21 protein-coding genes are annotated in these 20906 nt (G+C 58.0%); 20 read left to right on the plus strand and 1 reads right to left on the minus strand.

The window, feature by feature from the left end; translation table 11 throughout:
* Positions 1 to 49: 49 nt before the first annotated feature.
* The 20 genes from ACGHU1_RS00495 (at position 50) to ACGHU1_RS00590 (ending at position 18283) form a co-directional block, all read left to right on the plus strand.
* Entirely contained in the window at positions 50 to 580 is a 531-nt protein-coding gene (locus tag ACGHU1_RS00495; RefSeq protein WP_390583153.1) for a NuoB/complex I 20 kDa subunit family protein, read from the plus strand.
* A 2-nt stretch (positions 581 to 582) separates the two neighbouring features.
* Positions 583 to 1353 (plus strand): NADH-quinone oxidoreductase subunit C, encoded by a 771-nt coding sequence (locus ACGHU1_RS00500; protein WP_390582398.1) that lies wholly within the window; start codon positions 583 to 585, stop codon positions 1351 to 1353.
* 5 nt (positions 1354 to 1358) lie between these two features.
* Positions 1359 to 2564 (plus strand): NADH-quinone oxidoreductase subunit D, encoded by a 1206-nt coding sequence (locus ACGHU1_RS00505; RefSeq protein ID WP_390582400.1) that lies wholly within the window; start codon positions 1359 to 1361, stop codon positions 2562 to 2564.
* A gap of 102 nt (positions 2565 to 2666) precedes the next feature.
* On the plus strand, positions 2667 to 3335 hold the full coding sequence (gene nuoE, locus ACGHU1_RS00510) for an NADH-quinone oxidoreductase subunit NuoE (protein ID WP_390582402.1): 669 nt from the start codon (positions 2667 to 2669) through the stop codon (positions 3333 to 3335).
* Positions 3336 to 3338: 3 nt separating this feature from the next.
* The gene (locus ACGHU1_RS00515) at positions 3339 to 3479 is read left to right on the plus strand and encodes a hypothetical protein (protein WP_390582404.1); all 141 of its coding nucleotides are present in this window, start codon (positions 3339 to 3341) and stop codon (positions 3477 to 3479) included.
* On the plus strand, positions 3476 to 3661 hold the full coding sequence (locus ACGHU1_RS00520) for a hypothetical protein (protein WP_390582406.1): 186 nt from the start codon (positions 3476 to 3478) through the stop codon (positions 3659 to 3661). The genes ACGHU1_RS00515 and ACGHU1_RS00520 overlap by 4 nt, the downstream gene beginning before the upstream one ends.
* Positions 3651 to 4943, plus strand: a complete 1293-nt coding sequence (nuoF, locus tag ACGHU1_RS00525) for an NADH-quinone oxidoreductase subunit NuoF (RefSeq protein ID WP_390582408.1) — start codon at positions 3651 to 3653, stop codon at positions 4941 to 4943. Before ACGHU1_RS00520 ends, nuoF begins: the two co-directional genes overlap by 11 nt.
* Complete coding sequence (gene nuoG / locus ACGHU1_RS00530) at positions 4943 to 6958, plus strand: NADH-quinone oxidoreductase subunit NuoG (protein WP_390582409.1); 2016 nt, start codon at positions 4943 to 4945, stop codon at positions 6956 to 6958. The genes nuoF and nuoG overlap by 1 nt, the downstream gene beginning before the upstream one ends.
* Positions 6955 to 7230 carry a hypothetical protein gene (locus ACGHU1_RS00535; protein ID WP_390582411.1) on the plus strand — a complete coding sequence of 92 codons (276 nt, stop codon included), beginning with the start codon at positions 6955 to 6957 and terminating at the stop codon, positions 7228 to 7230. Before nuoG ends, ACGHU1_RS00535 begins: the two co-directional genes overlap by 4 nt.
* Positions 7227 to 8273 (plus strand): NADH-quinone oxidoreductase subunit NuoH, encoded by a 1047-nt coding sequence (nuoH, locus tag ACGHU1_RS00540; RefSeq protein WP_390582413.1) that lies wholly within the window; start codon positions 7227 to 7229, stop codon positions 8271 to 8273. Before ACGHU1_RS00535 ends, nuoH begins: the two co-directional genes overlap by 4 nt.
* Entirely contained in the window at positions 8270 to 8758 is a 489-nt protein-coding gene (nuoI, locus tag ACGHU1_RS00545; RefSeq protein ID WP_390582414.1) for an NADH-quinone oxidoreductase subunit NuoI, read from the plus strand. The genes nuoH and nuoI overlap by 4 nt, the downstream gene beginning before the upstream one ends.
* Positions 8759 to 8803: 45 nt before the next feature.
* A complete protein-coding gene (locus ACGHU1_RS00550) occupies positions 8804 to 9427 on the plus strand; it encodes an NADH-quinone oxidoreductase subunit J (protein WP_390582416.1) in 624 nt (207 codons plus the stop codon).
* Positions 9424 to 9729, plus strand: a complete 306-nt coding sequence (gene nuoK, locus ACGHU1_RS00555) for an NADH-quinone oxidoreductase subunit NuoK (RefSeq protein ID WP_390582418.1) — start codon at positions 9424 to 9426, stop codon at positions 9727 to 9729. The genes ACGHU1_RS00550 and nuoK overlap by 4 nt, the downstream gene beginning before the upstream one ends.
* Before the next feature lie 6 nt (positions 9730 to 9735).
* On the plus strand, positions 9736 to 11730 hold the full coding sequence (gene nuoL / locus ACGHU1_RS00560) for an NADH-quinone oxidoreductase subunit L (RefSeq protein WP_390582420.1): 1995 nt from the start codon (positions 9736 to 9738) through the stop codon (positions 11728 to 11730).
* The gene (locus ACGHU1_RS00565) at positions 11730 to 13277 is read left to right on the plus strand and encodes an NADH-quinone oxidoreductase subunit M (RefSeq protein ID WP_390582421.1); all 1548 of its coding nucleotides are present in this window, start codon (positions 11730 to 11732) and stop codon (positions 13275 to 13277) included. Before nuoL ends, ACGHU1_RS00565 begins: the two co-directional genes overlap by 1 nt.
* Positions 13277 to 14755 (plus strand): NADH-quinone oxidoreductase subunit NuoN, encoded by a 1479-nt coding sequence (gene nuoN / locus ACGHU1_RS00570; RefSeq protein WP_390582422.1) that lies wholly within the window; start codon positions 13277 to 13279, stop codon positions 14753 to 14755. The genes ACGHU1_RS00565 and nuoN overlap by 1 nt, the downstream gene beginning before the upstream one ends.
* A complete protein-coding gene (locus tag ACGHU1_RS00575) occupies positions 14752 to 15507 on the plus strand; it encodes a biotin--[acetyl-CoA-carboxylase] ligase (protein WP_390582423.1) in 756 nt (251 codons plus the stop codon). The genes nuoN and ACGHU1_RS00575 overlap by 4 nt, the downstream gene beginning before the upstream one ends.
* Positions 15507 to 16298, plus strand: coding sequence for a type III pantothenate kinase (locus ACGHU1_RS00580; protein ID WP_390582424.1), 792 nt, complete (start codon positions 15507 to 15509; stop codon positions 16296 to 16298). Before ACGHU1_RS00575 ends, ACGHU1_RS00580 begins: the two co-directional genes overlap by 1 nt.
* Before the next feature lie 33 nt (positions 16299 to 16331).
* On the plus strand, positions 16332 to 17999 hold the full coding sequence (locus tag ACGHU1_RS00585) for a ribonuclease J (RefSeq protein ID WP_390582426.1): 1668 nt from the start codon (positions 16332 to 16334) through the stop codon (positions 17997 to 17999).
* Positions 17999 to 18283 (plus strand): DUF1467 family protein, encoded by a 285-nt coding sequence (locus tag ACGHU1_RS00590; protein WP_390582428.1) that lies wholly within the window; start codon positions 17999 to 18001, stop codon positions 18281 to 18283. Before ACGHU1_RS00585 ends, ACGHU1_RS00590 begins: the two co-directional genes overlap by 1 nt.
* Positions 18284 to 18298: 15 nt before the next feature.
* Here the strand turns inward: ACGHU1_RS00590 and ACGHU1_RS00595 are convergent, their stop codons facing one another.
* Positions 18299 to 20881 carry an ATPase gene (locus ACGHU1_RS00595; RefSeq protein ID WP_390582430.1) on the minus strand — a complete coding sequence of 861 codons (2583 nt, stop codon included), beginning with the start codon at positions 20879 to 20881 and terminating at the stop codon, positions 18299 to 18301.
* Positions 20882 to 20906: the final 25 nt, after the last annotated feature.

A 20906-nucleotide genomic window follows, 5' to 3' on the forward strand; every position in this document is an offset into this window, starting at 1 on the left:
CATCACCCCTCCGACCGCGCCGATCAGCGCGGCAGAGGCGGCTGCAACCATGCCTACCGCAAAAGGCGGCGAAGTTCGCACGCCTGACGCAGATTATTTCAACGCGCTCCAGACAGAAGTGAACGACAAGGGTTTCCTGGTCACATCGACTGAGGACGTATTCCAGTGGGCCCGCACGGGGTCGCTGTGGTGGATGACGTTCGGCCTTGCCTGCTGCGCGGTCGAGATGATCCACGCCAACATGCCGCGTTATGACATGGAGCGGTTTGGCGCTGCTCCGCGCGCATCGCCGCGCCAGTCGGACCTGATGATTGTCGCAGGCACGCTGTGCAACAAAATGGCTCCGGCGCTGCGCAAGGTTTATGACCAGATGTCCGATCCGAAATATGTGATCAGCATGGGCAGCTGCGCCAATGGCGGCGGTTACTACCACTATTCCTACAGTGTCGTTCGCGGCTGCGACCGGATTGTGCCGGTCGATATTTACGTGCCCGGTTGCCCTCCCACGGCTGAGGCGCTGCTGTACGGCGTCATGCAATTGCAGCGGAAAATTCGCCGCACAGGGACGATTGAGCGGTAATCATGGCTGTCCACCACTCCGCCCCGAAATACGCCTCAAACTCAGGCGTGATCGACGAGCTTAGCGAAAGCATCAGCGTCTGGGTTCTCGACGCGCAGGAGAAGCATGGTGAAATCATATTCACCGTGCAGCGCGGCGCAATCGAGGATGTTCTGCGCACGCTGCGCGATGAACACAAATACCAGCAATTGATGGAAATTGCGGGCGCCGATTACCCAGACCGCGCCGAGCGGTTCGAATGTGTTTACATGCTCCTGTCGCTCACCAAGAACCACCGCGTCATCGTGAAGTGTTCGACGGATGAGAACACACCCGTTCCGACCGTCACCACGCTTTGGCCTAATGCCGGGTGGCTGGAGCGCGAAGTGTTCGACATGTACGGCGTGACGTTTGCGGGTAACAAGGATCTGCGCCGCATCCTCACCGATTACGGGTTCGAAGGGCATCCTTTCCGCAAGGATTTCCCGATGACCGGCTATACCGAATTGCGTTATTCCGAGGAGGAAAAGCGCGTCGTTTACGAGCCTGTGGAACTGCCGCAGGATATGCGCACATTCGATTTCCTCTCGCCGTGGGAAGGCTCTGATTATGTGCTGCCCGGTGACGAAAAGGCTGATGGTCCGCCAGACGTGGACAAGCCAAAGGTAACCGAAAGCCCGGCTGACACGGGCGCGGGCGCAAAAGCCGAAGAGAATGCCGCCGAAGGAACCGATGCCGTGCCGCCCGACATGGTCGAGGTGGAAATCGAAACCGATGAGAAGGGGGCCGAGTAAAACCAATGCAACTGGAAGAATCCCCCACCACCGACGGCAACGTCATCACGAATTACACGATCAATTTCGGTCCGCAGCATCCGGCTGCTCACGGCGTTCTGCGCATGATCATGGAGCTGGACGGCGAAGTGATCGAGCGGATCGACCCGCATGTCGGCCTGCTTCATCGCGGAACCGAAAAATTGATCGAGCAGAAGACCTATTTGCAGGCGTTGCCGTATTTCGACCGCCTCGATTACTGCTCGCCGCTGTGTCAGGAGCACTCGTATGTGCTCGCGATTGAGAAGCTGCTAAATCTCGAAGTGCCGGAGCGCGCGCAGTACCTACGCGTGCTGTTCGCCGAGCTGACGCGCATTTCCAACCACATGCTCAACATGGGCGCGCACGTTCTTGACGTCGGCGCGTTCACGCCGAACCTGTGGATCATGGATCTGCGTGAAGATTGCATGAACTTCTTCGAGCGGGCGTCGGGTGCGCGGATGCATTCGGCGTGGTTCCGTCCGGGCGGTGTGCATCAGGATGTGCCGGAAAAGCTGCTCGTCGATATCGGCGACTGGCTCGACAACCGGTTTTTCCAGCTGTTCGACGATGCGATGAGCCTTGTCATGGACAACCGCATTTTCAAACAGCGCAACGTCGATATCGCCGTGGTCAGCCGCGAGGATGCGGTGGCATGGGGCTTTAGCGGGCCGATGATCCGCGCCGCCGGCATTCCGTGGGATCTGCGCAAATCGCAGCCTTATGATGTATATGACCGCATGGAATTCGACATTCCGGTTGGGACCAATTCGGACTGCTATGACCGTTTCATGGTGCGCGTGAAAGAAGTTCGCGAAAGCGCTAAGATCATCAAACAGTGCCTGCGCGATATGCCTGAGGGGCCGGTCGCCAGCAGCGACAATAAGATCGTACCTCCCAAACGCGGCGAAATGAAGCAGTCAATGGAAAGCCTGATCCACCACTTCAAGCTGTACACCGAGGGCTTCCACGTGCCCGAAGGTGAAGTCTACGTCGCCACGGAAAGCCCCAAGGGTGAATTCGGCGTCTATCTCGTAAGCGACGGGACCAACAAGCCATATCGCTGCAAAATCCGACCGACTGCGTTCAGCCATCTCCAGGCGATGGATTTCATGGCGAAGGGCCACATGCTGCCAGACGCGACCGCCATTTTGGGTGCGATCGATGTGGTGTTCGGGGAGTGTGACCGGTGAGTAAGTTGAAAAAGAATGTCGCAATCATTGCCGCTACAAGCGCACTTTTACCGGCAGCATATTGGGGTGGATACGAAATTGGCTATCTCTTAGGGGCGAGCAATGGCTGATCGTACTCCCGCACCAGACACGCCAGAACTCCGCGAACGCTGGGGCAAATTCGCGTGGTCGAAAGCCAACAAGGTGAAGGCGGATTACCACATCGCGAAATACCCCGAAGGCCGTCAGAAATCGGCGGTGATGCCGCTGCTCGATCTCGCCCAGCGTCAAGTTGGCGAAGAGACAGATACGCAGGGCTGGCTGCCAATGCCGGTGATCGAATATGTCGCCGATTATCTCGATATGCCTGCCATCCGCGTGCTCGAAGTGGCAACGTTCTATTTCATGTACAACATGAAGCCGGTCGGCAAATTCCACGTGCAGGTCTGCGGCACGACGCCGTGCATGCTGCGCGGATCGGACGACATCATTTCTGCGTGCAAATCGCGCGGCATGAAGAAGGGTGAAGTGTCCGAGGATGGCCTCTGGACCCTCACCGAAGTGGAGTGCATGGGCAATTGCGCCACCGCGCCGATGGTCCAGATCAACGATGACAATTACGAAGATTTGACCGTCGAACGGCTCGACGCGGTTCTGGATATGCTTGCCAAGGGTGAGCAGCCCAAATCCGGCACGCAGGAGCCTGGCCGCCACACTTCTGAGCCATCTGGCGGGCCAACCACGCTTACAGAAATGGTCGATGCGAACCACGATTATCGGGGTGAGTGGTAGGCCGTGGATATTCTTGCGATCATCGTTGCTCTCGCGCTCGCCTTCATCGCTTACAAGGTGCTGATGGGCCTGATGCGGGTTGGTGTGATCGTGCTGATCGCGGCCATTTTGGCCGGAATGTATCAGCAGGGAGTGTTCGCATGAACGGCGCTGTCATTGCTCTTGCGATGGCCGGACTGGTCGGATTTTTCGCCGGGGCGTATCTCGCCGCGACGGGCGAGCGTCCGGTTGGGATCGCCTTGATGGGAATGGGATTAATTTTTCAGGTGCTGTGTCTGCGCCAATTGAAAATGGCTAAAACGAAGGATGACCGCGATGCTGGCTGACAAGGACCGCATCTTTACCAATGTCTACGGCTTTCAAGACTGGGGTCTGAAAGCTGCGCAAGCGCGCGGCGATTGGGACGGGACGAAAGCCCTCATTGAGCGGGGCAATGACTCAATCATCGAAGAGATGAAAGCATCCGGCCTACGCGGACGGGGCGGGGCGGGTTTCCCCACCGGCCTCAAGTGGTCATTCATGCCAAAAGAGAGCAAGGATGGCCGCCCGAGCTTCCTCGTCATCAATGCCGACGAGTCCGAGCCTGGATCATGCAAGGACCGCGAGATCATCCGGCACGATCCGCACAAGCTGATCGAAGGCGCGTTGATCGCAGGCTTCGCGATGCGCGCGCGCGCTGCATACATCTACATTCGCGGCGAATACATCCGTGAGGCTGAAACGCTCCAGTCGGCGATCGACGAGGCGTATGACGCTGGACTGATTGGCAAGAATGCCAGCGGCACCGGCTACGATTTCGATGTATTCATGCACCGCGGGGCGGGCGCCTATATTTGCGGCGAAGAAACCGCGATGATCGAAAGCCTTGAAGGTAAAAAGGGCCAACCACGCCTTAAACCGCCATTCCCGGCAGGCGCGGGCCTGTATGGCTGCCCCACCACGGTCAACAATGTGGAATCAATTGCGGTCGTGCCGACAATCCTGCGGCGCGGTGCGTCTTGGTTCTCCAGTTTTGGCCGGGAGGGCAATCACGGGACCAAGCTGTTCCAGATCTCCGGTCATGTCCAAAAGCCGTGCGTTGTCGAAGAAGAGATGAGCATCCCGTTCGAGGAGCTGATCGAGAAGCATTGCGGCGGCATTCGCGGCGGGTGGGACAATCTGCTCGCGGTGATTCCCGGCGGATCGTCGGTTCCGTTGGTTCCGGCTGACCAAATCCGCAGTGCGCCGATGGATTTCGACGGGCTGAAAGAACTTGGCAGCGGCCTTGGCACGGCGGCGGTTATCGTGATGGACAAATCCACCGATATCGTCCGCGCGATCAGCCGCATCTCGTATTTCTACAAACATGAAAGCTGCGGCCAGTGCACCCCGTGCCGCGAAGGCACAGGCTGGATGTGGCGCATGATGGAGCGCCTGCGCACCGGCAATGCGGCCATCGAGGAAATCGATATGTTGCATGAAGTGACCAAACAGGTCGAAGGCCACACGATCTGCGCGCTCGGCGATGCAGCAGCATGGCCAATCCAGGGCCTTATCCGCCATTTCCGTCCCGAACTGGAAAAGCGCATCCACGAGCACAATGCACAGTTTGCAGAGGCAGCCGAATAATGCCTAAAGTCACCGTAGACGGCGAAGAAATCGAAGTCCCAGCAGGCGCGACTGTCCTTCAGGCTTGCGAGCTTGCGGGGAAGGAAATCCCGCGTTTCTGCTATCACGAACGGCTCAGCATCGCGGGCAATTGCCGCATGTGTCTGGTCGAGGTGAAGCCGGGCCCGCCAAAGCCGCAGGCAAGTTGCGCGCTGCCCGCTGCCGACAATCAGGAAATTCGCACCGACACGCCGATGGTCAAAAAGGCCCGCGAAGGTGTGATGGAATTTCTTCTCATCAATCACCCGCTCGATTGCCCGATTTGCGATCAAGGCGGTGAATGCGATTTGCAGGATCAGGCCGTCGCTTATGGCCGCGGAGATTCTCGCTACACCGCGAACAAGCGGGCTGTGACCGAGAAATATATGGGCCCGCTGATCAAAACGATCATGACCCGCTGCATCCACTGCACACGCTGCGTGCGCTTTTCTGAAGAGATCGCGGGCGTGGACGAAATCGGCGCGCTGTATCGCGGCGAGGACATGCAGATCACGACCTATCTCGAACAGGCCGCCGCGCACGAACTTAGCGCGAATGTGATCGACCTGTGCCCCGTCGGTGCGCTCACGTCGCGGCCCTATGCGTTTGAAGCGCGTCCATGGGAATTGAAGCGCACCCTCAGTATCGATGTCTCCGACGCGGTTGGCGCCAATATCTCGCTCCATTCGAAGGGCCGCGAAGTCATGCGTGCGCTCCCGCGCATCAATGATGACGTCAACGAGGAATGGCTTTCGGATAAAGGCCGCTATCAGGTCGATGGTCTGTCAAAGCGCCGTCTGGACAAGGTGTTCATGCGGAAAGGCGGCAAACTCGCTCCTGCTTCATGGAACGAGGCTTTTGACGCCATTGCAGCGCAGCTTGGCTCCAAGAAATCGTCGATTGCTGCCGTCGCTGGCGACATGGTTGACTGCGAAACGATGTTTGCCGCCAAAACCTTGCTGAAGACATGTGGCTCTACGCAGATCGAAGCGCGCCAGACCGGCATGACCTACGACGTAAGTAATATTGCTGCAGTCAATTTCAACTCGACGCTCAGCGGGATTGAAACGGCTGATGCAATCCTGATCGTCGGCAGCCATATCCGCTGGGAAGCGGCACTGGTGAATGCGCGCCTTCGCAAGGCTGTGAAGGGCGGGGCGAAGGTGTTCGTGGTCGGCCCTGAATGGGAAACGACGTATCCGGCGCAGTTCCTTGGCCAAGACCTCACGGTGTTGAACCGCATACCTAAAGCTTTGGGCGATGCGATGAAAGCGGCGGAGCGTCCGGCGGTCATTCTTGGCGGGGCAGCCTTGGCGAGCGGTGCGCTTGCGCCTGCGCTGAAACTGATCGACAAATTCAAGCTGGTTCGTGATGGATGGAATGGCTTTAACGTGCTGCACATGAGCGCGGCGCGCATGGGTTCGCTGATGCTCGGTTTCACAGTCGAAGGCGGCATGGCCGACCTGGCAGCCAAAGCACCCAAAGTGCTCCTGAGCCTGGGTGCGGACGAGATGGATTACGAACCGTTCACGGACAGTCTGAAAGTCTATATCGGCCACCACGGCGATGTCGGCGCACATGCTGCGGACATTATCCTGCCAGCGGCCAGTTATGCCGAGAAAGACGGCACCTACGTCAACACCGAAGGCCGCGTGCAATTTGCTGAAAAGGCCGTGTTTGCACCCGGAGATGCGCGTGAGGACTGGACGATCCTTCGCGCGCTGGCCGATGCGCTGGGTGTGAATGTCGGTTTCGACAGCTTTGAAGAACTGCAAGGCAAGATGATCGCCGAAGTGCCCGCACTGGGCGGAGAGGGTCTCGCGGACTATGGCGCGCTTCCAAATGCGGACAGCAGCGCGAAAGCGGAAGGCACCATCAGCGCATATCCGATTGCTGACTTCTACCTTACCAACCCGATCGCCCGCGCCAGTGCAGTGATGCAGCAATGTTCGGATGAGCTGCTTCATGCGGACGAAATCAGGGAGGCTGCGGAGTGACCGAGCTTCCTATCCTCCTTCGCAGGCTACCCTATGCCTTTTACACGCTCGCATTGCTGATGGGGCTTTGGCGGGTCTTCAACGAGTTGAGCATGGTCGAGGCGAGCTATACCTACGCCGGCGCGATCGGAGGGCTTGAAAGCGCCCGTTTTGTCTCGCGTTCAGCCGCCATCTATTGGGGTTTTGCGGAAGCTGCATACCTGATCTCGAGCGGCGCTTTCCTTCACGTTCTCATCGCAATTTATGACAAGATGAAAGGTCCGGCAGAGTGACCGAATTCTTCCAAGACCTCGGAATGTCCTATGAATGGGCATGGACCGTCGCGACGCTGACCGGGATCATCACAATCTCGCTGCTGGTCATGTTCTCGGTCGCGATGGTGATCTATGTCGACCGTAAGGTGCTGGGCGCAATCATGTTGCGGCGCGGGCCCAATGTGGTGGGACCGTTTGGGCTGCTGCAAAGTTTTGCCGACGGGCTAAAGGTCTTCCTGCAGGAAACCATCATTCCGAGCGCCGCGAACAAGGGTATTTTCCTGCTCGCGCCGATCATCACCTTTACCGTCGCCCTCGCCGCGTGGGCAGTGATCCCGTTTGCCGATGGCGTCGTGGTGTCTGACATCAATGTTGGCCTGCTCTATATTCTCGCGATCAGCTCGCTTGGCGTATACGGCGTGGTGATGAGCGGTTGGGCGTCCAACTCCAAGTACCCGTTCTTCTCCGCCATGCGCGCCGCTGCCCAGATGATCTCTTACGAGGTGTCCATCGGCTTTGTTCTGGTGTGCGTCGTGTTGTGGACGAAGTCGTTCAATATGAGCGATATCGTGCTGGCCCAGAAAGGCTTTGGCCTTGGCTTCATCAACGCGCATTTCGTTCATCCGCTGCTGTTCCCGATGTTTGTAGTGTTCTTTATCTCTGCGCTGGCAGAAACCGCGCGCGCGCCGTTCGACCTGACCGAGGCGGAATCTGAACTCGTCGCCGGGTATCAGACCGAATATTCTAGCATGAGCTTCGCGCTGTTCTGGCTCGGTGAATATGCCAACATCCTGCTGATGTGTTCGCTGTGCACGATCCTGTTCATGGGCGGGTGGCTGCCTCCGGTCGAATGGGCGCCGCTGTATTGGGTGCCGGGGATCGTGTGGTTCCTGCTCAAGACCTTCATGTTCTTCTTCATGTTCAGCTGGATCTGGGCGACCGTGCCGCGTTACCGCTATGACCAGCTGATGCGGCTTGGCTGGAAAGTGTTTCTCCCAATGAGCCTGATCTTCGTCGTACTTATCTCTGGCTACCTTATGGCCACAGGGCATTTCTCATGACCACCGCAACCCAGCTCTTAAAATCGTTCACCCTCTGGGAATTTCTCAAGGCTCATGCGCTGACCTTGAAGTATTTCTTCAAGCCCAAGCTGACGATCAACTATCCGTTCGAAAAATCGCCGCTTAGCCCGCGGTTTCGCGGTGAACATGCGCTGCGCCGCTATCCCAATGGCGAGGAACGCTGCATCGCGTGCAAGCTGTGCGAGGCCGTTTGCCCTGCGCAGGCGATTACCATCGAGAGCGAACCGCGCGAAGACGGCAGCCGCCGCACGACGCGTTACGACATCGACATGACCAAGTGCATTTATTGCGGTTTCTGTCAGGAGGCCTGCCCGGTTGATGCCGTGGTTGAGGGTCCAAACTTTGAATACGCCACCGAAACCCGCGAGGAACTGCTTTATGACAAGGCAAAACTGCTCGCGAATGGTGACAAATGGGAACGGGCCATCGCTGCCAATCTTGAAGCCGACGCACCCTATCGTTAAGGGCGCCGGTGACCGGGACGCACGCGGGACGGAAAAACAGGGATCATGATTCAAACATTAGCCTTTTACCTGTTCGCAGGTCTTGTCATCGCGAGCGCGGTCATGGTCATCATGTCGCGCAATCCGGTGCATAGCGTGCTGTGGCTGATCCTCAGCTTTTTCAACGCGGCGGGCCTCATGGTCCTTGTCGGCGCGGAGTTCATCGCGATGCTGCTTGTCATCGTCTATGTCGGCGCGGTCGCGGTGCTGTTCCTGTTTGTGGTGATGATGCTCGACATCGATTTTGCCGCAATGCGTGCAGGCTTCATCAGAAATTTCCCGCTCGGCATTGCCATTGCGGTCATCCTGCTGGCGGAATTGCTATTGGGCGTCGGCGCATACAATGCGGGCGGGCTGGAGCTGGGCACGCCTGATGGTGCAGCGGCGCAGGGCGTCGCCCAAAACAATATCGAGGCTATCGGCGGACTGCTCTACGGCCGCTACATACTGCTGTTCGAGATTGCTGGCATCATCCTGCTCGTCGCCATGATCGGTGCGATTGTCCTGACATTCCAACCGCCAAAAGCGGGTGCGCGCGGCCGTCAGGATATCGGCAAGCAGATCGCACGCCGCCCTGAAGAGGCTACAGTCATGAAGAACCCGGAAACCGGGCAAGGGGTCGAATTGTGATCGGAATTGAACACTATCTGGTCGTGGGTGCGATCCTGTTTGTGCTTGGCGTGCTGGGGATATTCCTCAACCGCAAGAATGTGATCGTCATCCTGATGGCGATCGAGCTGATCCTGCTCGCGGTGAACATCAACCTGGTCGCGTTCAGCGCGTTCATGAACGATCTGGTCGGACAGGTCTTCGCGATGCTCGTGCTCACCGTCGCCGCTGCCGAAGCGGCCATCGGGCTCGCCATTCTAGTCATCTATTTCCGGGGCCGCGGCACTATCGCGGTCGATGATGTAAACCGGATGAAGGGATAAGCACCGGTGCAGACCCAAATCCTCATCATCGTATTCTTGCCCCTGCTCGCGTCAATCGTGGCCGGGCTGATGAATAAGAATGCGCCGAGCGTCTTTGCCAAGTCGATCACCACTGGCGCGCTGTTTGTTTCAGCGGCGCTTAGCTGGCCAATTTTTCTCGCGTTTCTGACTGGCAGCGCGACGGCGGAGGTCGTGCCGGTGCTCAAATGGGTGCAGTCGGGCGACATGAGTTTCGACTGGGCGCTACGGGTCGATACGCTAACCGCAATCATGCTGGTCGTGATCAATTCGGTGTCCGCGCTCGTCCACCTCTATTCGTGGGGTTATATGGAGGAAGACCCGGATCAGCCGCGTTTCTTCGCGTATCTGTCGCTATTCACATTCGCGATGCTGATGCTGGTTACCGCCGACAACCTTGTCCAGATGTTCTTTGGCTGGGAAGGGGTGGGCCTTGCCTCTTACCTGCTGATCGGTTTCTGGTTCAGGAAACCGACCGCCGGAGCGGCCGCGATCAAAGCTTTCGTGGTCAACCGCGTCGGCGATCTTGGGTTCATGCTGGGGATTTTCGGTACATTCCTGGTTTTCCAGACGACTTCGATCCCTGAAATCCTCGAAGCTGCGCCCGCCATGTCCGGCAGCACAATCGGCTTCCTCGGGATGCGCCTCTACACGATGGATATCCTGTGCATCCTGCTGTTCATCGGTGCGATGGGTAAGTCTGCGCAGCTTTTCCTGCACACCTGGCTGCCAGACGCGATGGAGGGGCCGACCCCGGTCTCCGCACTGATCCACGCTGCGACGATGGTCACGGCAGGCGTATTCATGGTCTGCCGCCTGTCACCCATGTTTGAAACCGCGCCAACCGCACTTGCGATTGTAACGGTAGTAGGGGCGGCGACCTGCTTCTTCGCGGCAACGATTGGAACGACGCAATGGGATATCAAACGCGTGATTGCGTATTCGACCTGTTCGCAGCTCGGTTACATGTTCTTCGCTGCCGGGGTTGGCGCTTACGGCGTCGCCATGTTCCACCTGTTCACGCACGCATTTTTCAAAGCGCTGCTGTTCCTAGGCGCAGGCTCGGTCATTCATTCGATGCACCACGAACAGGACATGCGGTATTATGGCGGCCTGCGTAAGAAAATCCCGTTGACGTTTTTTGCGATGCTGGCAGGGACGCTCGCGATCACGGGGCTGGGCGTCTATCACCTTGGCGTCGGTTTTGCCGGGTTCTGGTCGAAAGATGCTGTGCTTGAAGTGGCCTTTGCGCGCGGGACAGATATTTCGGTCATGGCGTTTTGGCTGGGCGTGGTCGCGGCGTTGCTGACGAGCTTTTACAGTTGGCGTCTCATGTTCCTCACATTCTGGGGCAAGCCGCGCTGGATCGAGAGCGAGCATATCCAGCATTCTGTCCACAAGACACCGGCAGAGGCTGGCGAGGACACGACGGGCGGATATCACCCGCATGAAAGCCCAGTTTCCATGCTCATTCCGCTGGTCCTGCTGACAGTCGGCGCGATTGCTGCGGGGCAGGTGTTCGCGCCAAGTTTCCTCGACGATGCAGCGTTCTGGGCTGGGTCAATCTTCTACAACGAGAACCTCATCAGCGCCATGCACGCCGTGCCGTACTGGGTGAAATATTCGGCGTTGATCGTCATGATCATCGGGTTCGTCGCAGCATATGTTGCTTACATAGCCAAGCCTGAAATTCCCGCGAAGTTCGTTGCCGCCGTTCCGTGGTTGCACCGCTTTGTCTACAACAAATGGTACTTTGACGAGCTGTATGACCGCATCTTCGTCAAGCCTGCTTTCTGGCTGGGCCGCCAGTTCTGGAAGCTGGGCGATATCGGCACCATCGACCGCTTCGGTCCCAACGGCATCGCATGGGTGGTGGAGCGCAGCTCTGGCGCCGCCAAGTCGATCCAGTCGGGCTATCTCTACACATACGCTCTGATCATGCTGCTCGGCCTGATCGCGGCGATTACCTGGGTTCTGCTGTAATGGACGGCTTTCCGATCCTCACAACGATGATGCTGGTGCCGCTCGTTGGCGCGGTTCTGTGCCTTTTTACTGGCGGCGCTGCTGCGCGCGGCATCGCACTCGCGGCTACGCTGGCAACCTTTGCGCTGGGCGTGCTTCTGTGGGTCAATTACGAAATTGGCGGCACGCAGTGGCAGTTTACCGAGCGGGCGGAACTGTTTGAGGGGTTTTCCTACGCCCTCGGCATCGACGGTATTTCGTTGATGCTCATCATGCTCAGCGTGTTCCTGATGCCGATCTGTGTGCTGGCCAGCTGGACTTCGATTACGAAGCGCGTTGGCGAATACATGAGCGCATTCCTGTTTATGGAAGTGCTGATGATCGGCGTTTTTGCGGCACAGGATTTGTTCCTGTTCTACATTTTCTTCGAAGCTGGCCTGATCCCGATGTATCTGATCATCGGCGTGTGGGGCGGCGATAATCGCATCTATGCGAGCTACAAATTTTTCCTCTACACCCTGCTCGGATCGGTTTTAATGCTGATCGCGATGTTCTGGATGGTGGCGGAGGCCGGCACGTCCGACATTCCAACGCTGATGCAGTACGATTTCCCGGCGGCGGCGCAGACCTGGCTGTTCCTCGCTTTTTTCGCGAGTTTCGCGGTGAAGATGCCGATGTGGCCGGTTCACACCTGGCTGCCCGACGCGCACGTTCAGGCGCCGACAGCCGGGTCTGTTATTCTCGCGGGCGTGCTGCTGAAACTGGGCGGATACGGTTTCATCCGGTTCAGCCTGCCAATGTTTCCCGAGGCAAGCGGTGAGCTGGCATGGATCATCTTCGCGCTGTCGATGGTCGCGGTGGTCTACACATCTTTGGTCGCGCTGGTTCAGCAGGATATGAAAAAGCTGATTGCCTATTCGTCGGTCGCTCACATGGCGCTGGTGACGGCGGGTCTGTTCGCCTTCAACATTCAGGGGCTTGAAGGCGCGATGATGATCATGCTTGGCCATGGTCTCGTATCGGGCGCGCTGTTCCTGTGCGTGGGTGTGATCTACGACCGGCTGCACACGCGCGAGATCGACCGATATGGCGGCCTCTCGATCAATATGCCGTATTACGCGCTGTTCTTCCTGCTGTTCACGATGGCCAGCGTCGGTCTGCCAGGCACAAGCAACTTTATCGGCGAATTCCTCGCCTTGGCCGGGATCTACCAGACGTCCACATGGGTCGCATTCGTCTGTACCACCGGCATCATTCTGGGCGCTGCTTACATGCTGTATCTTTATCGCCGCGTTGCCTTTGGCGTGCAGAAGAATGAAGACGCAGCCGCAATGCCGGATATCAGCGCGCGCGAATGGGCCATGATGGCACCAATCGCCGCAGCCGTGCTGTGGATGGGTGTTTACCCGGAAAGCTTCCTCGCCCCGATGCGGGCCGATATCGCTGCGCTCGATGCGCGGATCGCATCCGCTGCGCCGGCAGATGACAGCCAGCTGAAAAGCGGACCTCCACGCGCCGAGGCGGCGAATGCTATCGCCTACGAAGCGTATGAAGGGGGAGAGCACTAATGGATTTTGCAGCCTCTTTCGCGCTGATCGCGCCTGAATTGCTGTTGACTGCTGCGGGCCTCGCCCTGCTGATGGTCGCTGCGTTTGCCGGCGATAAAGCTGCCCGCTTTGTTTCGATTGCTGCGGTTACCGTGCTGTTCGGAGCGGGCTTCATGCTTGTCCCCGGACTGCATTTTGGAACCGACGGTCCGGAAACCTTTGCTTTCGGCGGGTTGATGCAGATCGACAGTTTTGCTCTGTTTGCCAAGGCGTTGATCTATCTCGCGGCGATTGCCTGTCTGATGGTGGCGCCTGCGTTCTTCAACAGCGCCGCTGCGGGGCAAGAGCGGGGGCTTCGCGCAGAATACCCGATCCTCGTTCTGTTCTCTGTGCTCGGCATGAGCATCATGGTTTCGGCCAATGATTTCATGACGCTGTATCTGGGGCTCGAATTGAACAGCCTTGCGTCGTACGTCCTCGCCGCCATCCTGCGGCGCGACACACGGTCTGCCGAGGCTGGCCTTAAATACTTCGTACTTGGCGCGCTTGCCTCAGGCATCCTGCTTTACGGGATGAGCCTGCTCTACGGCTTTACCGGCGGCACCGACTTCGCAACCGTGCGAGCAGGACTTACAGGCGAGCTGGCAACAGGCGCTTTGTTCGGCCTCATTTTCGTGCTGGCCGGGCTCGCTTTCAAGATTGCTGCTGTGCCGTTCCATATGTGGACCCCGGACGTGTACGAAGGCGCTCCGACGCCGGTCACGGCGTTCTTTGCCACTGCGCCAAAGGTTGCGGCCGTCGCTTTGACCGCGCGGGTGGTGTTCGAGGTGTTCGGCACTCAGGTTCTCGCTTGGCAGCAGATCGTGATGTTCACCGCGCTGGCATCCATCGTATTTGGCGCGCTTGGTGCGATCGGTCAGGAAAACCTGAAACGGCTTCTTGCCTATTCGTCGATCAACAATGTCGGCTTCATCCTGCTCGGTCTGGCAGTTGCAAACGAGGCGGGGGCCAGCGCGATGCTCGTTTACCTCTTCATCTATGTCGCCATGAGCATTGGTGCTTTTGTTGCGCTGTTGATGCTGCGCAGCGAAGATGGCGAGCTGTTTGAAACCTTCGCGGACATCAGCGGGCTTTCCGTGACGAAACCGGCGATTGCATGGTGCCTGCTGCTGACGATGTTCAGTCTGGCAGGAATTCCGCCGCTGCTCGGCTTTTACAGCAAGTTTGTGGTGTTCCAGGCGACGGTCGAGGCAGGCCTTATCGCATTCGGCGCTATCGCCATCGCGGCGAGTGTCATTGGCGCGTTCTATTACATCAAGTTTGTGAAGGTGATGTTCTTCGATGAGCCCGCCGATGTCGTCAAAGGCAAGAGCGGCGCGGCGCATTGGGTGCTGCTGTTCCTGACGGCCGTGATTATCTCACCGCTTGGATACCTGCTCACGCCGTCGCTCACCGATCTTGCCGATAAGGCGGCAGCTGCGCTGTTCATGGCGGTTTGACGAACACACCCTCAATCGAAGTTGTCGAGGAAACCGGCTCCACCAACGCAGATTTGCTGGACCGGTTGAGATCCGGCGAGACCCTCCGTGAGGGTTATTGGCTGCGAGCGGACAGGCAAACGAGTGGTCGTGGCAGATTGGCCCGGCATTGGGAGAGCCCCAAGGGCAATCTGCATTGCAGCACGGTCGTTAATCTAGGCGTCAGTGGCCCTGCACCCGCAACCTTGTCTTTTGCCGCTAGCCTCGCGGTGTTCGATGCGGTGAAAAGATGCTTGTTCGACCACACACCGATGATGTTGAAATGGCCTAATGACTTGATGGTGAGCGAGGCCAAAATTGCTGGAATTCTGCTCGAGAGGTACGGCAATTCTGTCGTTGTCGGGATTGGTATCAACGTTTCACACGCCCCGGATATTCCCAATCGCAAAACAACGCACATCGCTTTTGAAAATGGCAAGTTTGCGAATGGTCCGCAATCGGTTCTGGAAACGCTCGTGCCTGAATTCGCCAAACGGCTGAAACAGTGGCGCGAATGCCCGCTATCCGAAGTGTTGTTGGATTGGGCATTTCGCGGCCATCGCTTCAATGACCGGCTGACCGTTACGACATCCGACGGTAAGGCCACTTATGGAGCATATTGTGGGATAACCGGTGACGGGGGCCTGCGATTCAAGCCTTTGGGTGGACACGAATGTGTTATCCACGCGGGCGATGTCTCGCTTTTGTGGGAAGATGAAGAGGTAGAAACATAATGCTGCTGGCTGCCGATGTCGGGAACACCAATGTTGTATTCGCCCTGTTCGAACCGGACGGCGGGGGCGGTTTTAAGACCCGCGCACGCTGGCGCATCGCCACCGATCCGCGCAGGACAGGTGATGAATATGCGGTCTGGCTTCTCCAATTGCTCGCCATTGAGGATGTCCCGCGCGAGGATATTACGCAGATCGTCTATGCATCGGTCGTACCGCGCGCTGACCATAACCTTTCAGTGCTCGCGCAAAAGTATTTCGGCATCACTCCGATGAAAGCTGGTGAGGGCAAGGCGGCCTGGCAATTTGAGATCGACGTCGATCAACCCAGTTCACTCGGAGCGGACCGCGCCTTGAATATCCTCGCCGCGCACCACAAATATGGCGGAGACCTGATTGTTATCGATTTCGGCACCGCGACCAAATTCGAAGCGATTGATTTCAACGGAACTTACAAGGGCGGCTCCATCGCGCCGGGCATCAACCTGTCGCTGGACGCGCTCGTTGGCAAGACTGCCAAATTGCCGCGGATCGCAATCCGCGCGCCAGGATCCAAGAGCGTGATTGGCCGCAATACAGAGGACCAGATGCTGATCGGTGTTTTCTGGGGCTATGTCGCCATGATGGAAGGCATTGTCGAACGCATGAAAAGCGAAATCGGGCGCCCGGCAAAAGTCGTTGCGACTGGCGGCCTCGCCATCCTGTTCGACGATGCGACAGAAATTTTCGATTACGTCGATGCCGATCTCACGATCGAAGGGCTCGCCATCCTGGCGAAGCAGGCATCGCAATAATATCACTCAAATACAAAGCACTAAACAACCTAAGTGAAAAAGAACTTCAAACCTGAAAACGAACTTCTCTTCCTTGCCCTCGGTGGTTCGGGAGAGATTGGCATGAACGTCAACCTATACGGATGTGACGGCAAATGGCTCATGGTCGATCTAGGCATGACCTTTTCCGGCAATGAATATCCCGGAGTTGATCTGGTTTTTGCAGACCTGGATTTTATCGAGGAGCGCCGCCGCGATTTGCTCGGCATTGTGCTCACCCACGCGCACGAAGATCACATCGGCGCGGTCCCGTATTTTGCCGATGAACTTGGCGTGCCGCTGTATGCAACGCCGTTCACCGCTGATCTGGTCGCTCGAAAGCTGGAAGAGGCCGGACTGCTCGGCAAGGTCAAACTGAATATTATCGAGGAAGATCACGGACAGATCAATATCGGTCCGTTCTCCGTCGAATACCTGCCGCTTGCACACTCCATTGCGGAGGGCAACGCGCTGCTGATCGACACGTCATATGGCCGCATATTCCATACCGGTGACTGGAAATTGGACGAAGAGCCTATCATTGGCGAACCCACCACCGAAGAAGAACTGCGTGAGATTGGCGCAGAGGGCGTGCATGCGCTCGTCTGCGATTCCACCAATGTGTTCAATCCGAACCCGTCCGGCAGCGAAGGCGCCGTCCATCGGGCGCTGATGGAGGAGGTTGCACGGCACAGCGGTAAACGCGTGCTTGTCACGACGTTCGCCAGCAATGTCGCACGCCTGCAGACCCTTGGCGAAGTGGCGCGTGAAACCGGGCGGCAGGTTTGTGTGGCCGGACGATCACTCGACCGCATTATCGAGGTGGCGCAGGATAACGGGTATCTGGAAGATTTTCCGCCTACCGTCGATTTCAACACCGCCATGCGGCTGCCCCGCGGAGAGGTGATCATCCTCGCCACAGGCGGGCAGGGCGAGCCGCGTGCTGCTTTGTCCCGCATTGCCGACCAGAACCATCAAATCGACCTAGCGAGCGGTGATGTTGTCCTGTTTTCGTCGCGGCAAATTCCGGGCAATGAAATCGCCATTGGTAAAATCCAGAATATGCTCGCTGCGCGCGGTATCACCATGGTGACCGACAGGCAGGCGGGTATCCACGTATCCGGCCATCCCGGGCGGCCCGAACTCGAAGCACTTTACAGCTGGCTCAAACCGGAGGTGCTCATCCCTGTGCATGGAGAGATCCGGCACATGCGAGAGCAGGCGAAGGTGGGTAAAGAGGCCGGGATCCCGCACAATGTCGTTCAGAAAAACGGCGATATCGTGCGTCTCGCTCCTGGTGAGCCGGGCGTGATTGCGCAGGTTCGCAATGGCCGGCTTGTTCTGGATGGCGACATCATTGCCCCGGCGGATGGTGAATCCATCACAATGCGCCGCCGGATCGCGCAAGAGGGCGCGATGGTCGTTGTCCTCCAGCGCGGCGAAGCGCCTGCTATCGAGGCGTTCGGTCTGCCGCTTGATGAAGACATGCCGGACTTCATCGCGGAGGCGCAGGACGATATCCTGAAAGCCATCGGCAAGCTGAAAGGCCGCGATGCGCAGGACCCTGCAAAAGTGCATGAGGCTGCGCGCGTTACCGCACGCCGTGCCGCACGGCGCTGGGCTGGCAAAAGCCCGCAGGTGCGGGTCGTCATGCCGGGCCGGGCGAGGGAAGGGCGCCGCTAATGGGTTGGACCTCGATCCTCGCGATCTATTTTCTGTTCTGGGTGATGACCGCATTTGTCATGTTGCCATTCGGGGTGCGGACGGCAGACGAGGAAGGGATCGAGAAAGTCCCGGGCCAGGCAGAAAGTGCGCCAGTCAATTTCCGGCCCCGAAAGATCGCAATCGGCGCGACATTAATCGCTGCGGTCTTGACGAGCGCGTTCGTTCTTAATTTTGAATACGGTTGGGTGAGCGTCGATATGCTCGACATTCTGCCCAAACCGCCGGAGAGCGCCGCGCGCTGATTGCAGCGACCCTGTTCAGCTGCGGAACCGCTCGATCGCCTGCGCCAGAACGACATACAGCTTGCCCATATCCGACCCCAGCATGGTCACGCCAAGTGCGTTACCGTTGTGGGTGGAGAGCATAGACCGCAGCATCGCTTCGAAATCGTGGATGTAGCGTGAAACGTTGCCTTTAAATTCGGGGTCGCGCTGGTAAAGATCGGCGATCTCGCGAGCTTCGCCATTGTCGATCAGGCGCACTGCCCGCCGGGTAAAGATACCGCGATCGCCCTTAAGATACGCATCCCATGCCGTGTCGGTCACGTCATTCGACAAAGCGGCGGTGATGTCGATTGCGTTGGAATTGAGGTTATCCGTAATCAGCGCCATTCGCCGTGAGAAGTCGTTGTTGACCTGTTCTTCGGCCAATTCATGCGCGCGGGCGACCCGATGTTCCAGATTGCCTGTAAGCTCATTCACCTTCACTAGCTGATCGCGCAATTGCACTGCTGCTTCGCGGCCGACGCCGGACGCGTGAGCAGCCGCCTGTTCCAGCGCACCGATGGTTTCGGCGCTTTGCGAGCGAAGAGACCGTTCCAGCGCCTCGACCGCTTCTGAACTGATATCGCCTGCCAACGCGCCAATCTTTTCGCGCGCGCCTTCGTCGAGTGCAGCGAAGGCAGAGCGCGTGGCGCTTTCCAGCCCGGTCAACGCTTCGCGCAAAGTCGCCTGTGTTTCCTCACCGAATGCCTCCCCTTCTTCGGTTAGGCGGGCAAAGCCTGATCGAAGGCCATTTAGCTTGGCGAGTGCATCTTCGGATTGTTCAGATAGCTTGGACTGCAACGCATCAATCGAGACATCGGTTTCAGCGATCGTTTCGCGTGTTTTCAGCAGATAATCGGAAAGCTCCGTTGTCTGCTGGCTGGTCCTAAACATGACACTGTTGAGAGAGGCAGCCCGTTCCTCGACCTTGCGCAGATCATTTGCCGCTGTGCCGATGGCTGCTGGCAGATCCTCTCCTGCATGGAGCGCGCCAGAGCGGATGATCTCAAGCAATCGGATGCCGGATTCTGTAAGTTCGGCAATCTGTTTTTCGGTGTCCGCCAAGGCGGTGCGTTTTTCGCCGAGCTGGTGATCGAGTTCGGCCATCCCTTCGCCGAGTTTCGCGCGGGTCAGCTCGCCATGTTCTCCAATTTGCCCGATCAAGGCGCCAAGGCTATCTAGCTGATCGGCCATTTCCTGACTGTGCGCGACAAGCTTCGCTGTTTCAGCGGTTTGCGCCTCGCGTCGTTCGGCAATTGCCTCGTCCAGGTCTGCCAGGCGCTGGGCCAGCACTTCGCTCGCCTGTGTTTCGCGCGTTTCAAACGTGGCCTGACGGCGCTCCATCTCCTCCATGAAACGCTGATCGCGCTGCGCCAGGGTATCGTCGAAGCGCGTGGCCTCCGCATTCAGCTCCTCGACACGCAGACGCGCGGCTGACATCGCTTTCTGGTCGAGCTTATCGAGCGCTTCAACGGTGCTGCCGACCTCTTCATAGAGCCGGTCTTTCGCAGCGTGCATTTGTTCCATCGCACCGATTTCCGCCTCTCGAAGTTTGCCCGATACGGCTTTAACCTCGGACTGAAGCACCGTGATGCGATCGTTCAGAGCAGCAATCGCCTGTTCCTCCGCTTCGCCGATCTCACCGCGATATTCATCGGCCTGCACCTTGAGCGTTTCGAACCTACCGGAAACAAGCCCTTCGATCTGCCCGAGCTGCGTTTCAAAGCCTGTAAGCGTATCGCCTACGCGGCTGCCAAGGGCGGCAACCTGATTTTCGCTTGCTTTGCCAAACTCGTTCAGGCGTTCAAAACCGGCGATCAGCTTGTCCAGCTGGTCATGCGCGGTACGGCCAGCATTGCCCACCTGATTGGACACGTCGCGCGCGGAATTGGCCACCACTGGCAAATCGTCGCGAAGTTTGGTCATGTTGCTGAGCGCGGTATCGCTGGCGCTGCCAATGCGGTCGACCTGAGAGCCGTTCGTCTTGATCAAATCCTGGAGCTCAGAGGCGTGCGCAGAAATTTTCTCGCTGGCCATCCGGCCAAGCGACTCCAATTCTAGCGACTGGGCGCTGAGAAATTCGCGCGCCAGGCTGAGTTCGCGATTGACCACGTTCAGGCGGTCTTCCAACTGGCTGCTTTCGCGGCTGAGCAATGCCGCCGTGTTGGCGAACCGGTTCGCCTCTGAACGCGAATTGCGCATCGCGATCAGCCAGATGATCCCCACCAGCAAAACCGGCACGGACCAGTCGATGATCCAGCGCGTCCATTGCGCAGGCGCCGCGCTTGCCGCGTTGAGCAGTTCATCACGCATCGCCCAACCGTAAAGTGCGGTCCATGCTGCAACTGTAACAACAGCGATTGCGGGCCATATCCAGTCAAACCGCTGCTGCTGATACGCTGGATTATCCGGGTATTCTTCCTCGTAGGTGGCGAATCCCTCGGCGGGTTCAGCTACCAGATCGGGCTCCGTTTCCTCGGCATATTCTTCCAGCGACAGGACGTCATCTTCAGAAACCTTCTTGCTGGAATTGGCGGACATGCCAACGGCGCGAATGATGTGGTTTTTCCCGTTCATTCCGGGAAGATACCACAGGTTGGAT

This window comes from Erythrobacter sp. MTPC3, from assembly GCF_042854385.1.
Classification (GTDB): domain Bacteria; phylum Pseudomonadota; class Alphaproteobacteria; order Sphingomonadales; family Sphingomonadaceae; genus Erythrobacter.

Bases quoted from the DNA above. Each gene is read 5' to 3' on its own strand.
- ACGHU1_RS00495 (WP_390583153.1), top strand. From the start codon at position 50: ATGCCTACCGCAAAAGGCGGCGAAGTTCGCACGCCTGACGCAGATTAT.
- ACGHU1_RS00500 (WP_390582398.1), top strand. From the start codon at position 583: ATGGCTGTCCACCACTCCGCCCCGAAATACGCCTCAAACTCAGGCGTG.
- ACGHU1_RS00505 (WP_390582400.1), top strand. From the start codon at position 1,359: ATGCAACTGGAAGAATCCCCCACCACCGACGGCAACGTCATCACGAAT.
- nuoE (WP_390582402.1), top strand. From the start codon at position 2,667: ATGGCTGATCGTACTCCCGCACCAGACACGCCAGAACTCCGCGAACGC.
- ACGHU1_RS00520 (WP_390582406.1), top strand. From the start codon at position 3,476: ATGAACGGCGCTGTCATTGCTCTTGCGATGGCCGGACTGGTCGGATTT.
- nuoF (WP_390582408.1), top strand. From the start codon at position 3,651: ATGCTGGCTGACAAGGACCGCATCTTTACCAATGTCTACGGCTTTCAA.
- nuoG (WP_390582409.1), top strand. From the start codon at position 4,943: ATGCCTAAAGTCACCGTAGACGGCGAAGAAATCGAAGTCCCAGCAGGC.
- nuoI (WP_390582414.1), top strand. From the start codon at position 8,270: ATGACCACCGCAACCCAGCTCTTAAAATCGTTCACCCTCTGGGAATTT.
- ACGHU1_RS00550 (WP_390582416.1), top strand. From the start codon at position 8,804: ATGATTCAAACATTAGCCTTTTACCTGTTCGCAGGTCTTGTCATCGCG.
- ACGHU1_RS00565 (WP_390582421.1), top strand. From the start codon at position 11,730: ATGGACGGCTTTCCGATCCTCACAACGATGATGCTGGTGCCGCTCGTT.
- nuoN (WP_390582422.1), top strand. From the start codon at position 13,277: ATGGATTTTGCAGCCTCTTTCGCGCTGATCGCGCCTGAATTGCTGTTG.
- ACGHU1_RS00580 (WP_390582424.1), top strand. From the start codon at position 15,507: ATGCTGCTGGCTGCCGATGTCGGGAACACCAATGTTGTATTCGCCCTG.
- ACGHU1_RS00590 (WP_390582428.1), top strand. From the start codon at position 17,999: ATGGGTTGGACCTCGATCCTCGCGATCTATTTTCTGTTCTGGGTGATG.
- ACGHU1_RS00595 (WP_390582430.1), bottom strand. From the start codon at position 20,881: ATGAACGGGAAAAACCACATCATTCGCGCCGTTGGCATGTCCGCCAAT.